Origin of the sequence: Streptomyces sp. NPDC048278 (genome assembly GCF_040652195.1) — a bacterium.
GTDB lineage: Bacteria > Actinomycetota > Actinomycetes > Streptomycetales > Streptomycetaceae > Streptomyces.
This window is the reverse complement of the sequence record NZ_JBEZLP010000001.1, coordinates 450,081-463,964: the sequence shown is the minus strand read 5'-3', so window position 1 is coordinate 463,964 and position 13,884 is coordinate 450,081. Positions and strand designations below refer to the sequence as shown.

At 70.9% G+C, this 13,884-nt stretch carries 13 protein-coding genes and 1 pseudogene; 7 read left to right on the top strand and 7 right to left on the bottom strand.

Features of this window, described 5'->3' with window-relative positions:
• Positions 1-4: 4 nt before the first annotated feature.
• The 3 genes from AB0D74_RS02120 to iolD all read right to left on the bottom strand — a co-directional run bounded on the left by AB0D74_RS02120 (position 5) and on the right by iolD (position 4,329).
• Positions 5-1,318: an extracellular solute-binding protein gene (locus AB0D74_RS02120; protein ID WP_362579349.1), complete on the bottom strand. Its 1,314-nt coding sequence runs from the start codon at positions 1,316-1,318 to the stop codon at positions 5-7.
• A 320-nt stretch (positions 1,319-1,638) separates the two neighbouring features.
• Positions 1,639-2,424 (bottom strand): GntR family transcriptional regulator, encoded by a 786-nt coding sequence (locus AB0D74_RS02115; RefSeq protein ID WP_362579346.1) that lies wholly within the window; start codon positions 2,422-2,424, stop codon positions 1,639-1,641.
• A gap of 33 nt (positions 2,425-2,457) precedes the next feature.
• Complete coding sequence (gene iolD, locus AB0D74_RS02110; protein WP_362579343.1) at positions 2,458-4,329, bottom strand: 3D-(3,5/4)-trihydroxycyclohexane-1,2-dione acylhydrolase (decyclizing); 1,872 nt, start codon at positions 4,327-4,329, stop codon at positions 2,458-2,460.
• 269 nt (positions 4,330-4,598) lie between these two features.
• Here iolD and AB0D74_RS02105 point away from each other — a divergent pair, with 269 nt between their 5' ends.
• The 5 genes and pseudogenes from AB0D74_RS02105 to AB0D74_RS02085 all read left to right on the top strand — a co-directional run bounded on the left by AB0D74_RS02105 (position 4,599) and on the right by AB0D74_RS02085 (position 8,217).
• Positions 4,599-5,618 (top strand): sugar ABC transporter substrate-binding protein, encoded by a 1,020-nt coding sequence (locus AB0D74_RS02105; RefSeq protein WP_362579340.1) that lies wholly within the window; start codon positions 4,599-4,601, stop codon positions 5,616-5,618.
• A complete protein-coding gene (locus tag AB0D74_RS02100) occupies positions 5,618-6,694 on the top strand; it encodes an ABC transporter permease (protein WP_362580146.1) in 1,077 nt (358 codons plus the stop codon). The genes AB0D74_RS02105 and AB0D74_RS02100 overlap by 1 nt, the downstream gene beginning before the upstream one ends.
• Positions 6,695-6,698: 4 nt before the next feature.
• Positions 6,699-7,610: an ATP-binding cassette domain-containing protein gene (locus AB0D74_RS02095; protein ID WP_362579337.1), complete on the top strand. Its 912-nt coding sequence runs from the start codon at positions 6,699-6,701 to the stop codon at positions 7,608-7,610.
• Positions 7,611-7,688: 78 nt separating this feature from the next.
• A pseudogene (locus tag AB0D74_RS02090) lies at positions 7,689-7,919 on the top strand (hypothetical protein); the annotation flags it as partial.
• A 127-nt stretch (positions 7,920-8,046) separates the two neighbouring features.
• The gene (locus AB0D74_RS02085) at positions 8,047-8,217 is read left to right on the top strand and encodes a hypothetical protein (RefSeq protein ID WP_177232845.1); all 171 of its coding nucleotides are present in this window, start codon (positions 8,047-8,049) and stop codon (positions 8,215-8,217) included.
• Here the strand turns inward: AB0D74_RS02085 and AB0D74_RS02080 are convergent.
• The gene (locus tag AB0D74_RS02080; protein WP_362579333.1) at positions 8,205-9,248 is read right to left on the bottom strand and encodes an NAD-dependent epimerase/dehydratase family protein; all 1,044 of its coding nucleotides are present in this window, start codon (positions 9,246-9,248) and stop codon (positions 8,205-8,207) included. The two genes, AB0D74_RS02085 and AB0D74_RS02080, sit on opposite strands and share 13 nt — an antisense overlap.
• Positions 9,249-9,406: 158 nt before the next feature.
• On the opposite strand from AB0D74_RS02080, the gene AB0D74_RS02075 reads away from it, so the two are divergent.
• A complete protein-coding gene (locus tag AB0D74_RS02075) occupies positions 9,407-9,967 on the top strand; it encodes a TetR/AcrR family transcriptional regulator (protein ID WP_362579330.1) in 561 nt (186 codons plus the stop codon).
• A gap of 68 nt (positions 9,968-10,035) precedes the next feature.
• On the opposite strand, the gene AB0D74_RS02070 is transcribed toward AB0D74_RS02075, so the two are convergent.
• Together AB0D74_RS02070 and AB0D74_RS02065 are read right to left on the bottom strand one after the other, a co-directional pair.
• Complete coding sequence (locus AB0D74_RS02070; RefSeq protein WP_362579327.1) at positions 10,036-11,040, bottom strand: Gfo/Idh/MocA family oxidoreductase; 1,005 nt, start codon at positions 11,038-11,040, stop codon at positions 10,036-10,038.
• A 108-nt stretch (positions 11,041-11,148) separates the two neighbouring features.
• Positions 11,149-12,315: a phytanoyl-CoA dioxygenase family protein gene (locus AB0D74_RS02065; RefSeq protein ID WP_362580144.1), complete on the bottom strand. Its 1,167-nt coding sequence runs from the start codon at positions 12,313-12,315 to the stop codon at positions 11,149-11,151.
• Between the two features lie 122 nt (positions 12,316-12,437).
• On the opposite strand from AB0D74_RS02065, the gene AB0D74_RS02060 reads away from it, so the two are divergent.
• Positions 12,438-13,469: a LacI family DNA-binding transcriptional regulator gene (locus AB0D74_RS02060; protein WP_362579324.1), complete on the top strand. Its 1,032-nt coding sequence runs from the start codon at positions 12,438-12,440 to the stop codon at positions 13,467-13,469.
• Between the two features lie 18 nt (positions 13,470-13,487).
• On the opposite strand, the gene AB0D74_RS02055 is transcribed toward AB0D74_RS02060, so the two are convergent.
• On the bottom strand, positions 13,488-13,835 hold the full coding sequence (locus AB0D74_RS02055; RefSeq protein ID WP_362579321.1) for a cupin domain-containing protein: 348 nt from the start codon (positions 13,833-13,835) through the stop codon (positions 13,488-13,490).
• Positions 13,836-13,884: the final 49 nt, after the last annotated feature.

Here is a 13,884-nt window from a genome sequence, read left to right as displayed (position 1 = left end):
ATGCTCACTCGGACGCGAAGATGGTCTTCTTCTGGCGCTCGATCGACGAGAGCAGACTGTCGATCCCCTTCGGGTTCTGCAGGAACTTCTGCAGGGAGGGCTGCATCACCGTGGAGGTGAAGTCCGGCCGGGAGTCGCGGTCCATGAACTGGGTGAGGCTCTTGGCGGCGCCGATCATGTCGAACGCCTTCTTCTGCAGCGTGGAGTACGCGGCGGTGGAGGCCTTGCTGGAGGCGGCCACCACGCTCGGGTCCGTCTTCAGGTACGTCTCCTCGGCGGCCGGGGTGCCGAGGTACTCGAGGAGCTTCACGACACCGTCGTGGTTCTTCGGGGACTTGCTGACCATGAAGCCGTCGGTGGGCGCCTCCACGGTGTCCTGGCCGTACGCGGAGTTGATCTCCGGGAACGGGAAGAAGTCGAGGTCCTCCAGGTCCGAGGCGTTGGTGAACTGCTGGGCCACGAAGGAGCCGAGGAGGTACATGCCGGACTTCTTCGACACCAGGCCCTGGGCGGCGTCCTGCCAGGTGCGGCCCATGAAGCCGTCCTGGTGGTAGGGGAGCAGCTCGGCCCAGTGGTCGAAGACGGCCTTGACCTTGGCGTCGGTCCACTCCGCCTTGCCCGCCATCAGCTGGACGTGGAAGTCGTAGCCGTTGAGGCGGAAGTTGATCTGGTCGAAGGTGCCCATCGCCGGCCAGGCGTCCTTGTCGCCGAAGGCGATCGGGACCAGGCCGTCCTTCTTCATCTGCTTGCACAGCGCCACGAGTTCGTCCCACGTGGTCGGGACCGTGTAGCCCTTCGCCTGGAAGACGCTCTTGCGGTAGAAGACCGCCCAGGGGTACGTGGTCAGCGGCACGAAGTAGTACTTGCCGTCCTCGCCCTTGCTGAGCTTCTTCATCGCGTCGGGGAAGTTGGCCCCGATCTTCTCCCACACGTCGTCGATCGGGGAGGCCAGGCCCTTCTGCGCGAAGAACTGCATCCGGTAGCCCGCGAACCAGTTGAACACGTCGTCCGGCGTGCCCTGCAGGTAGGAGTTGATCTGCTCCTGGAAGGTGTTGTGGTCCTTGGTGTTCACCTTGACGGTGACGCCGGACGACTTCTTGAAGGCGTCGTAGACGGACTGGTACGCCTTCTTCGGCACGGCGTCGGACGCGTTGGAGCCGAGGCTGACGGTCTTCGGGTCGGAGGAGGACCCGCTGCTGCCGCAGGCGGAGAGCAGGGGTATGCCGGCGCCCGCGAGGAGGGCGGCCGAACCGGCACCGCGCAGGACGTTACGGCGGCTCGGACCCGGCACGTGAAGACCGGACGGGGAGATGCGCATGGCGGCTCCTGAGGAACAGGGTTCGGCAAGGGGAAGAGTTGATCTTCGAAAGGTCCCGAAACCGATCAGAAACCAACTCGGCCGAACATCGTGGGCGCAATAACAGCCGCTTGTCCGCTCATGCGTCAATAGCCTGCGTCTCTCTCGCCCGTCTCTTGCCCGAAACGTAATCGACATGGTTGCCTGCCGGTTTGTTGAACAAAGCGGTACGACGGAGCCCCCACCGGACAAACTCGGTGGGGGCTCGTGTGCGGGCGTGTTGGTTTCGCGTCGCGGGACCAGCGGTTAAACCCGCAGCAACCGGCCCGGCACGGCACGTTCTACGGCCGTACCAGCAGTTGGAAGTCGAAGGCGTACCTGGATGCCCGGTAGACGTGGCTGCCGTACTCCACCGGCCGTCCGGTGTCGTCGTACGCCGTGCGCTGCATGGTGAGCAGGGCGGCGCCCTCCTGCTCGTCGAGCCGGACGGCCTCCTCGGCGGTGGCGCTGCGGGCACCCACCGTCTGCCGGGCGCTGTGCAGGGTGATGCCGGCCGTGCGCATCATCCGGTACAGGCCGGTCGACTCCAGCCGCTCGGTCTCGAGTTCGAGCAGGGCGGCGGGCAGGTAGTTGCACAGGAACGCGACCGGCTGGCCGTGCGTGCAGCGCAGCCGCTCCAGGACGACCACCTCCGCGCCCTCGGCGATGCCGAGCGCGGCGGCCACCTCGGCGCTCGCCGGGATCCGCTCGTTGCGCAGCACCCGGGTGGTCGGGCCCTGCCCGGCCGACTCCAGGTCGTCGTAGAGGCTGCTCAGCTCCAGCGGCCGTTTGACCTGGCTGTGCACCACCTGGGTGCCCACGCCCCGGCGGCGCACCAACAGTCCCTTGTCGACGAGGGACTGGATGGCCTGGCGGACCGTGGGCCGGGACAGGCCGAGCCGCACCGACAGGTCGATCTCGTTGCCCAGGAGGTTGCCCGGGGCGAGCACCCCGTGCTCGATGGCCTCCTCCAGCTGCTGGGCGAGCTGGTAGTAGAGCGGTACCGGACTGCCGCGGTCCAGGGCGAAGTCCAGGGTGTCGAGCGCCGAGACGGTCGCGGCGCGGGCGGAATCACCGGTTCGGGCCACCGGGACACCTCCTTCCAGAGCGCGGGTCGGGGTTCACAGGTGCCGGCGGCGGTCGGCGACCTGCCGGTCGTACTCCTCGCGGGCCTGTACGGCGGCCTCGCGGGCGGCGGTCTCGGCGACCGGCACGTCCCACCAGGCCTCCGCACCGGGAGCGGTCGGTGCCGGGTCCGTCTCCACGTACACGCAGGTCGGCCGGGAGCTCGCGCGGGCCGTCGCGAGGGCCTCGCGCAGCTCCCGCACGGTCTTGGCGCGCAGCACCTCCATGCCGAGGCTGGCCGCGTTGGCGGCGAGGTCCACCGGCAGCGGGGCGCCGGAGAAGGTGCCGTCGGCGGAGCGGAAGCGGTAGGCGGTGCCGAACCGCTCGCCGCCGACCGTCTCGGAGAGGCCGCCGATGGAGGCGTACCCGTGGTTCTGGATGAGGACCAGGTTGACCGGCAGGCCCTCCTGGACCGCGGTGACGAGCTCGGTCGGCATCATCAGGTAGGTGCCGTCGCCGACCAGCGACCAGACCACCGCGTCCGGGGCCGCCTGCTGCACGCCGATGCCGGCCGGGATCTCGTAGCCCATGCAGGAGTAGCCGTACTCCAGGTGGTACTGGCGCGGCGAGCGGGCCCGCCACAGCTTGTGCAGGTCGCCCGGGAGCGAGCCGGCCGCGTTGATGACAACGTCGTCATCGCCCACGACGGCGTCGAGGGCGCCGAGCACCTGGGTCTGGGTGGGCACGGCATCTTCGTCGTCCGCGCGGTAGGCGGCCTCGACGACCGCGTCCCACCGCTCCTTGCCGGCCCGGTACTCGGCCTCGTAGGCGCCGTCCACGCGGTACCCGGCCAGCGCCCCTGCGAGCGCCTCCAGGGCCGCCCGCGCGTCCGCCACGACCGTCCGCGCGGCCAGCTTGTGCGCGTCGAAGCCGGTGATGTTCACGTTGAGGAAGCGGACGTCCGGGTTCTGGAAGAGGGTGCCGGAGGCCGTGGTGAAGTCCGTGTACCGGGTGCCGACGCCGATGACCAGGTCGGCGGCGCGGGCCAGGTCGTCCGCGACGGCGGTCCCGGTGTGCCCGATCCCGCCCAGGTCGGCCGGGTGGTCGTGGCGCAGCGAGCCCTTGCCCGCCTGGGTCGAGGCCACGGGGATGCCCGTGGCCTCCACGAGGGCCCTCAGGGCGTCTTCCGCGCGGCTGTGGTGGACTCCGCCGCCCGCCACGATCAACGGCCGCTGAGCGGCCGTCACGGCGTCCACGGCGGCCGTCAGCTCCACGGGGTCCGGGGCGGGCCGCCGGACCCGCCACACGCGCTCCGCGAAGAACTCCTCCGGCCAGTCGTACGCCTCCGCCTGGACGTCCTGGGGGAGGGCCAGGGTGACCGCGCCGGTCTCGGCCGGGTCGGCGAGCACCCGCATGGCGTTCAGCGCGGAGGGGATCAGCGCCTCGGGGCGGGTGATCCGGTCGAAGTAGCGGGAGACCGGGCGCAGGGTGTCGTTGACCGACACGTCGAACTCGGTCGGGTGCTCCAGCTGCTGGAGCAGCGGGTCGGGCGCGTGGCTGGCGAAGTAGTCGCCGGGGAGCAGCAGCACCGGCAGCCGGTTGATGGTGGCGAGGGCCGCGCCGGTCACCAGGTTGGTGGCGCCCGGGCCGATGGAGGTGGTGACCGCCTGCGCGGAGAGCCGGTCCAGCTGGCGGGCGTGGCCGACCGCCGCGTGCACCATCGCCTGCTCGTTGCGACCCTGGTGGTACGGCATGACGTCGCCGTACTCCAGGAGTGCCTGGCCGATCCCCGCCACGTTGCCGTGGCCGAAGATGCCCCAGGTGCCGGCGATCAGCCGGTGCCGGACGCCGTCGCGCTCGGTGTACTGGGCGGACAGGAACCGCACCAGTGCCTGGGCGACGGTCAGGCGGGTGGTCGGCTGGCTCATGGGACCTCATTCGGACGGGACGGTGTGGCCGTCGGCACCAGGGGCAGGATGCCCCTCAGGTGTAGATCGGGGCAGGTCGCGCTGTCAATGGTTTGTACTTACATTCGGACCTGAATGTGAAATGATGTCTTAACAAAGTATTGACAGCGGGCCTCACAGGGACTTGTATCCCGTCCCAACGCACAGCAGTGACCCGGGCCACCTTCGTCGGTCCGGGCCATGGGATCCGCCGGATCCCTTCCTTCTCCGGTCGCACAGTGAGGTGCAGGATGGACCGCTCTTCCCACTCCCGTTCGCGCAGGCTGGCCCCGATCGTGGCCGTCGCCGCGGCGGCAGCCCTGACCCTCGCAGGCTGCTCCAGCAGCTCCGGAGGAAAGAAGTCCGAAGAGGGAGGAACGGCCGCCTCGGCGGGCAAGGCGTCCACCCCGCGGATGACGGTCGCGCTGGTCACCCACCAGGCGCCGGGCGACACCTTCTGGGACATCGTCCGCAAGGGAGCCCAGGCCGCCGCGGACAAGGACAACATCAAGCTCGTCTACTCCGCCGACCCGAACGCGGGCAACCAGGCCAACCTGGTGCAGAACGCGATCGACCAGAAGGTCGACGGGATCGCGGTCACCCTCGCCAAGCCGGACGCCATGAAGGACGTCGTCGCCAAGGCCACCGCCGCGAAGATCCCGGTCGTCGGCCTCAACTCCGGCCTGAGCGACTGGAAGAAGCTCGGGCTGCTGGAGTTCTTCGGCCAGGACGAGACGGTCGCCGGCGAGGCGCTCGGCAACCGGCTGAACACGGAGGGCGCCAAGAAGGTCGTCTGTGTCATCCAGGAGCAGGGCAACGTCGGCCTCACCCAGCGCTGCGACGGTGTGAAGAAGACCTTCTCCGGGACGACGGAGACCCTGTACGTCGACGGCACCTCCCCGACCTCGGTCAAGTCGACGATCACCGCCAAGCTCACCCAGGACACCGCCATCGACCACGTGGTCACGCTCGGCGCCCCGATCGCGCTGATCGCCGTGCAGTCGGTGTCCGACGCGGGCAGCAAGGCGAAGATCGCCACCTTCGACCTCAACAAGGACCTCACCGGCGCCATCAGCAAGGGCAGCATCGAGTTCGCCGTGGACCAGCAGCCCTACCTCCAGGGCTACCTGGCCGTCGACTCGCTGTGGCTCTACAAGAACAACGGCAACTACATGGGCGGCGGCGAGCAGCCGGTGCTGACCGGGCCGGCCTTCGTCGACAAGTCCAACGTCGACAAGGTCGCCGAGTTCGCCGCGAAGGGCACACGGTGATCGGTATGAGTCAGCAGGCACAGCCGGCGGTGGAGACGCCGCCGGCCCCCGGCCCCAAGGAGAAGGACGGGCGGACCGCCCAGCGCCCCCTGGCGCTGCGGATCCTGGCCCGGCCGGACGTCGGCGTCTTCCTCGGCGCCGTCGCGGTCTACGTCTTCTTCCTGATCGCGGCACCGCCGGTGCGCGAGGCCAGCTCGATGGCGAACATCCTCTACCAGTCGTCGACCATCGGCATCATGGCGCTGCCGGTCGCGCTGCTGATGATCGGCGGCGAGTTCGACCTCTCCGCCGGCGTCGCGGTGGTCAGCTCGGCCCTCACCGCCGCCATGCTCAGCTACCAGCTGACCCTCAACGTCTGGGCGGGCGTGATCGTCGCGCTCGCCGTGTCGCTGGGCATCGGCTTCCTCAACGGCTGGCTGGTCGTCAAGACCGGACTGCCCTCCTTCCTCATCACCCTGGGCAGCTTCCTGATCCTCCAGGGCGTGAACCTCGCGGTGACCAAGCTGGTCACCGGCAACGTCGCCACCGACGACATCAGCAACATGGACGGCTTCGGCCAGGTCAAGGCCGTCTTCGCGTCGTCCTTCGACATCGGCGGCGTCCAGGTGAAGATCACCATCTTCTGGTGGCTGTTCTTCGCCGCCATCGCCACCTGGGTGCTGCTGCGCACCAAGTACGGTAACTGGATCTTCGCGGTCGGCGGCAACAAGGAGAGCGCCCGCGCGGTCGGCGTCCCGGTGAACTTCACCAAGATCTCGCTGTTCATGCTGGTCGGCTTCGGCGCCTGGTTCGTCGGCATGCACCAGCTGTTCTCCTTCAACACCGTGCAGTCCGGCGAGGGCGTGGGCCAGGAGCTGATCTACATCTCCGCCGCGGTCATCGGCGGCTGCCTCCTGACCGGCGGTGCCGGCTCGGCGATCGGCCCGGTCTTCGGCGCCTTCATGTTCGGCATGGTCCAGCAGGGCATCGTCTACGCGGGCTGGAACCCCGACTGGTTCAAGGCCTTCCTCGGCGTGATGCTCCTCGGCGCCGTGATGATCAACCTGTGGGTCCAGCGGACCGCGACCAGGAGGTGACCCGATGACAGACAACACCACCGGAACCCACGGCGCCGTCCTCCAGGACGACGCGTCCGCCGACGGCGGCCCGATCGTCGAACTGCGCGGCGCCGGGAAGTCCTACGGCAACATCCGCGCCCTGCACGGCGTCGACCTCAAGGTCTTCCCCAACCAGGTGACCTGCGTCCTCGGCGACAACGGCGCCGGCAAGTCCACCCTCATCAAGATCATCTCGGGGCTGCACCAGCACACCGAGGGCGACTTCCTCGTCGACGGCACCCCGGTCCGCTTCGCCACCCCGCGCGAGGCCCTCGACAAGGGCATCGCCACCGTCTACCAGGACCTCGCCACCGTCCCGCTGATGCCGGTGTGGCGGAACTTCTTCCTCGGCTCCGAGATGACCAAGGGCCCCTGGCCCGTGCGCCGTCTCGACATCGCGAAGATGAAGGAGACCGCCGACCGTGAACTGCGCAACATGGGCATCATCCTGGATGACCTGGACCAGCCCATCGGCACCCTCTCCGGCGGCCAGCGCCAGTGCGTGGCCATCGCCCGCGCCGTCTACTTCGGCGCCCGCGTCCTCATCCTGGACGAGCCGACGGCCGCCCTCGGCGTCAAGCAGTCCGGCGTGGTGCTGAAGTACATCGCCGCCGCCCGCGAACGCGGCCTCGGCGTCATCTTCATCACCCACAACCCGCACCACGCCTACATGGTCGGCGACCACTTCAGCGTCCTGCGCCTCGGCACCCTCGAACTCTCCGCCGAACGCAGCGACATCACCCTGGAGGAGCTCACCAACCACATGGCGGGCGGCGCCGAACTCGCGGCCCTCAAGCACGAGCTGTCCCAGGTGCGCGGGGTCGACACCGAGGAACTCCCCGAAGAGGAGGAGGTCGCCGCACCCGCCGCGACCGGTCCGGAAGGGAAGTCGTGACCCCGTGACCACCCCTCTCGACCGCATCCGGGTCGGCTCGGCCCCGGACTCGCCGACGTCCACACCCCGTGCACCCGGTTCGGGCCGGCCGTGGCCCAGGGCGTGATGTGCGAGCCAACCGGCGGCGTGCCCGAGCTGGATCCGGTGCCGGTGCCGGTGCCGGTGCCGGTGCCGGCGGCGGCGGCGCGGCGGCTGGGGGCGGACCTGATCGCGATCCCCGAGCGGGACATGTACCCCTGCGATCCGGACGAGCCGCTGCTGCCCGTCGCGGTGCGCACCCGGAAATTCCTGTGGTCCTGCGGCGCCTGACAGCCGCTTCCCGGGTCCGTGGATCTCTCCACGGACCCCGCGCGCCCCGGCGGGTTCGGGAACACCCGCCGGGGCGCGCGCGTTCGCACAGTGACGGGTGACACCCGCTACGACGGGGAGGACGATCATGAGCCACGAGGAGACCGCGGCCGAGGCCGTGACACGCAAGGAGCGGTTCGGCGCGCTGCCCGAGCGGATCCGCCCGGAGGACATGGTGGAGACCAGGCCGGCGGTCCAGCACGACCCCGACCGGGACGCCTACGACCCGGACGAGTTCGCGGTGCGCTACGGCCTCTGAGCCGCCGCCGGCAGCCGGACCGCGCCGTGGGCCAGCAGGCTCTCGGCGCAGTCCAGCACCGTCTGCCGGGCCGGGCGCGGCTGCCAGTCCAGCAGCCGCGCCGCCTTCTCGGTGCTGTGCCGGTTGCGGCGGCCCAGCGCCGGGGTGATCTCCCGTAGCGAGGGGTCCCGGAAGCGGGCGGCGAGGCGCACGGCGAAGTCGGGCAGCCGGCGGGTGGAGACCTGCCGCCCGCGCTCGCCGAGACCGTCCCGCAGCACCCGGGCCATGTCCGCCATCCACACGAACTCGCCGGTGGCGAGGAAGCGTTCGCCCGCCGCGGCCGGTGAGGTCATCGCCCTGAGGTGGACGTCGACCAGGTCCCGGACGTCCACCACCTCCAGCCCGATCCGCGGCACCCCGGGCATCGCCCCGGACACCATCCGCGCGACGATCCCGACGGAACCCGCGGTGTCCGCCGTCAGCACCGGCCCGAACACCGCGCCGGGCAGCACGGTGGTCAGCTCGGTCGGCCCGTCGTGCCCCCGCATGAACTCCCAGGCCGCCAGCTCGGCGAGGGTCTTCGACCGCCGGTAGGGGATCAGCGTCGGATCCTCCGGATCGGTCCACAGCGTCTCGTCGGTGACCCCCTCCGAGGCGTACGACGACGGGCTCGCGGCGTTCGCGGCCGACGTCATCACCACCCGCCGTACCCCTGCCGCGGTGGCCGCCCGCAGCACGCGCAGGGTGCCGTCCCGGGCCGGGGTGACCAGGTCGGAGGAGCCCGCGGTCACGCCCAGCGGCGAGGCCACGTGCAGCACCCGGTCGACGCCCTTCGTCGCGGCGTCCCAGCCGGCGTCGGCGGTGAGGTCGGCCACGGCGAAGTCCAGCCGCCCGGCCGGGTCGACGACGGTCGAGACGGCGTCGACGACCGCCTGCTCGCGGCCCGGGGCCCGCACCGTCGTCCGCACGTCGTAACCGCGCCGCAGCAGCTCGGCGACGCACCAGCCGGCGATGTACCCGGTGCCCCCGGTGACCAGAACGAGTTCGGGCATGACTGACCTCCACGCATGCGACGGGATGTGCGCGACTGGACGCGCGCGACGGGATGTGTGCCAGAATCGGCAATGAAGCGGAGACCCCTCCGCTACGTCTCCCAACGTACCGGAGGGGTCTCCGGATAGCAATCCACACCGGACGGACCACAGACACCGTGAACCCGCAGCCCTCGAAACCGACCCGGAGGGACGCCCGCGACAACCGGGACCGGATCCTCTCCGTGGCCCGGGCGGAGCTCGCCGCCGCCGGCACGGCATCCCTCTCCGCGATCGCCCGCAAGGCCGGCGTCGGCATCGGCACGCTCTACCGGCACTTCCCGACCCGGGAGGCGCTGATCATGGAGCTGTACCGGCACGACCTCCAGCACCTGATCGACCTCGCGCCGCGGCTGCTCGGCACGCATCCGCCGCTGGAGGCGCTGCGCCGCTGGTTCGCCGAGGTCGCCCACTACGGCAGGCTCAAGTTCGGCGTCTCCGAGGTCGTGCACGCGGCGACCGGGGGCGCCGCCGAGGACCCGATGTACGGCCCGTTCGTGGACGCCATCGGCGTCCTGCTCGCCGCGGGAGCCGCGGACGGCAGCCTCAAACCGGGCATCGACCCGGAGGACGTGCTCCTCCAGCTCAGCGTCCTGTGGCGGATCGACCCGGCACGCGGCGACGCCGAGGCCCGGGCGGCCCGCATCCTGGCCCTGATCGTGGACGGGCTGCGGGCCTGACGGAAAGGACGGCGGGGCGGGGACCCGTGCCGGTCCCCGCCCCGCCGCTCGTACGGTGTCCGCAGGTGTCAGGCCCCGCGGACCTCCGCGATCGTCACCGGCCGGTGCTCGTGCAGGGACAGCGTGCAGGCGTCGGCGATCCAGCCGGCCTCCAGGGCGTCCTCGACGGTGCACGGGGAGGGCCGGGTGCCGGCCACGACCTCGGTGAACGCGGTGAGCTCGGCGCGGTAGGCCGCCGTGAACCGGTCCATGAAGAAGTCGTGCGGGGTGCCCGCGGGGAACGTCACGCCGGGCTCCACCGAGCGCAGCGGGAGCTTGTCCTCCAGGCCGACGGCGATGGAGTCCGCGAAGCCGTGCAGCTCCATGCGGACGTCGTAGCCGCGGGCGTTGTGCCGGGAGTTGGAGACCACCGCGATGGTGCCGTCGTCCAGGGTGAGGATCGCGCCGGTGGTGTCGGCGTCGCCCGCCTCCTTGATGTACTCGGCGCCCCGGTTGCCGCCGACCGCGTACACCTCGGTGACCTCACGGCCGGTCACCCAGCGGATGATGTCGAAGTCGTGCACGGAACAGTCCCGGAAGATCCCGCCGGACGCGGCGATGTACGCGGCCGGCGGCGGCGCCGGGTCCAGGGTGGTGGAGCGCACGGTGTGCAGCTTGCCAAGTTCACCGGAGCGGACGGCGGCCCGGGCGGCGACGAAGCCCGCGTCGAAACGGCGGTTGTAGCCGATCTGGATCGGCACGTCCCTGCCCTGGACGGCCTTGAGGACCTCGACGCCCTCGGCCATCGTCTTCGCGACCGGCTTCTCGCAGAAGACCGGCACACCGGCCTCGACACCGGCCAGGATCAGCGCCGGGTGGGCGTCGGTGGCGGCGGCCACCACGATGCCGTCCACGCCGGCGGCCAGCAGCGCCTCGGGCGAGTCCACGACCTCGGCACCGAACTTCTCCGCGGCGGCCTTGGCGGCGTCCGCGAACGGGTCGGTGAAGACGAGCGACTCGACGACGTCGAGCCCGGAGAGAGTCTCGGCATGAAAAGCACCGATACGGCCGAGACCGAGGATTCCGATACGCATTGAGTGTTGCTCCTTCATGTTGTTACAGAGGGCGGTATCAGGCGCCCCGTCAGGGGCGCGGGGAACTGCGCGACCAGCCACGACGGCGCCGCAGACGACTCACGACCGTCAGCTCTCCCGCCGCGCCGCAGCCGCCCGCAACCCGTCCCGCAGCACCCGCGGCACCCACCCCTCCCGCAGCGCCCTCCGCAGGAGGTCCGCCTGCGAGGGCGGTGCCATGCCGTCGACCGGCGGATCGCTGTCGAGGTTGGTCGGGAACGGGTAGCCCTCGGCGCTCGCGGCGATGACGTGCTCCAGCCACGCCTCGCCCGCCCCCTCCGACCGGCGCCGGCGCAGCACCGGGTAGACCGCGTTGGCCACCGCCTCCCGGTCCACGGTCTCCATCGCCCGCCCGAACGCCGAGGACACCTGGAGCAGGTTGGCCGTCCGGCGCACGTCGAGGGTTCGGTTGGTGCCGGCCGCGTGGAACACCGCCGGGTTGAAGAACACCGCGTCGCCCTTCGCGAGCGGCAGCTGCACATGGCGGGCCTTGAAGTACTCCTGGAACTCCGGCCGACGCCAGGCCAGGTAGCCGGGCTCGTAGGTCTGCGAGTACGGCAGGTACATCGTCGGCCCCGACTCCACCGGCATGTCGCAGTGCGCGACCGCGCCCTGGAGGGTGAGCACGGGCGAGAGGCGGTGCACATGGGCCGGGTAGGCCTCGGCCTGCTCGTCGGAGAGGAAACCGAGGTGGTAGTCGCGGTGCGCGGTCTGCGCCGCGCCGCCCGGGTTCACCACGTTGACCTGCGAGGTGATCTGGTAGCCGGGGCCCAGCCAGGCCCGGGAGACCAGGGCCAGGACGTCGTTGGCGTAGTAGTCGGCGAACGCCTCCGGGTCGTACAGCGCAGCCTTCTCCAGGGCGTTCCACACCCGCTCGTTGGCCCCGGGCGTCGCGAAGTGGTCACCGGCCCCCGCGCCGGACTCGCGCTGCTCCGAGATGAGCGCCTCGAAGACGGCGGTGGCCCGGTCGACCACGTTCGGATCGGGGAACGCGCCCCTGAAGACCACGACGCCGGGACCACCGGTCAGCGCGCGGACGAGCTCGGTCCGCACCTCGTGCGTCGGACCGGCCGCGCGCAGCCGCTCACTCTCGTAGACGAGGACGTTCTCCTCGACGGCCGAGGCACGGGGGTATTCGGCCGGGTCCGTGGTCCGCTCGACCAGGGCACGGAAAGCGTCGAGGTCGCAGTCCTGCGGCGAGAGCCAGGCACGGCCCTGTTCGGCGGCGAGGGACATCGATGTCCTGCTTTCGGTCACGGCCATGGTCTCGGCCACGGCGGGGCTCTGCCATTCTTGTCAGCACAAACCCCTCGAACAACCAGCAGCGACCCGTCAAAAACCCCTCAAGGAGGCAGCCCGTGGGCCACCCCTTCCCCATCCGTGAGATCGCCCGGCAGGCCGGGCTCAGCGAGGCCACCGTGGACCGGGTGCTGAACGGCAGGGGCGGCGTCCGCGAGAGCACCGCCCGTGAGGTGGAGCGGGCCATCGCCGATCTGGACCGGCAGCGCACCCAGGTCCGGCTGGTGGGCCGTACCTTCATGGTCGACATCGTGATGCAGGCGCCCGAGCGGTTCACCACGGCCGTGCGGGGCGCGCTGGAGGCGGAGCTGCCGGCCCTGCACCCGGCGGTGGTGCGCTCCCGCTTCCACTTCCGGGAGACCGGGCCGGTCGAGGAACTGGTGCGGACGCTGGACCGGATAGCCCGCCGCGGCTCGCAGGGCGTGATCCTCAAGGCGCCCGACGTCCCCGAGATCACCGCCGCCGTCGGGCGGCTCAGGTCGGCGGAGATCCCGGTCGTCACCCTCGTCACCGACCTGCCCGCCAGCGGCCGGCTGGCCTACGTCGGCAGCGACAACCGGGCCGCCGGCGCCACCGCCGCCTACCTGATGGGCCAGTGGCTCGGCGACCGGCCCGGCAACGTCCTCACCAGCCTCAGCAGCGGCTTCTTCCGCAACGAGGAGGAGCGCGAGATGGGCTTCCGCAGCGCCATGCGGGCCCGGTACCCCGAGCGCACCCTGGTGGAGATCGCCGAGGGACAGGGGCTCGACGCCACCCAGTACGACCTGGTCCGCGCCGCCCTGGAGCGCGACCCGGAGATCCGCGCCGTCTACTCGATCGGCGGCGGCAACATCGCGACCCTGCGCGCCTTCGCCGACCTGGACCGCGAATGCGCCGTGTTCATCGCCCACGACCTCGACCACGACAACACCCGCCTGCTGCGCGAGCACCGGCTGTCCGCCGTCCTCCACCACGACCTGCGCCAGGACATGCGGGAGGCCTGCCACCTGGTGATGCGCGCCCAAGGCGCGCTGCCCCCGGCCGGTCCGACCCTGCCGTCGGCGATCCAGGTGGTCACGCCCTACAACATGCCCGCGCCCACGGCCCGCTGAGCGCGTCCGCGGGCGGGTTCACAGGTTGATCGCGTACGCCTTGCGCAGCGTCTCGTGCACCGTCCAGGTCGTACGGTCGCCCGCGCGCAGTACCGCCATGTCACCGGGGCCCACCGTGAACGTCGCCCCGCCCTCGACCTCGATCGTCGCCGAGCCGCTGACCACCACGAACAGCTCGTCCGCCTCGGTGTCGGTGACCACCCCCGGGGTGATCTGCCAGATCCCGCGGAGCTGCTTGCCGTCGGCGGACTCCCACACCACCTTCCCGGTGACCTCGGGCGTGCCGGAGACGATCTGCGCCGGGTCGAGCGGGTCGGGTTCGAGGTCGGCGTCGGGGATGTGCAGGGCGAAGCTGTGCGTCGTCATACGGCGACCCTAGCGAGCCCACCGGCGTGCAGGGCGTGGACAGGGTGTG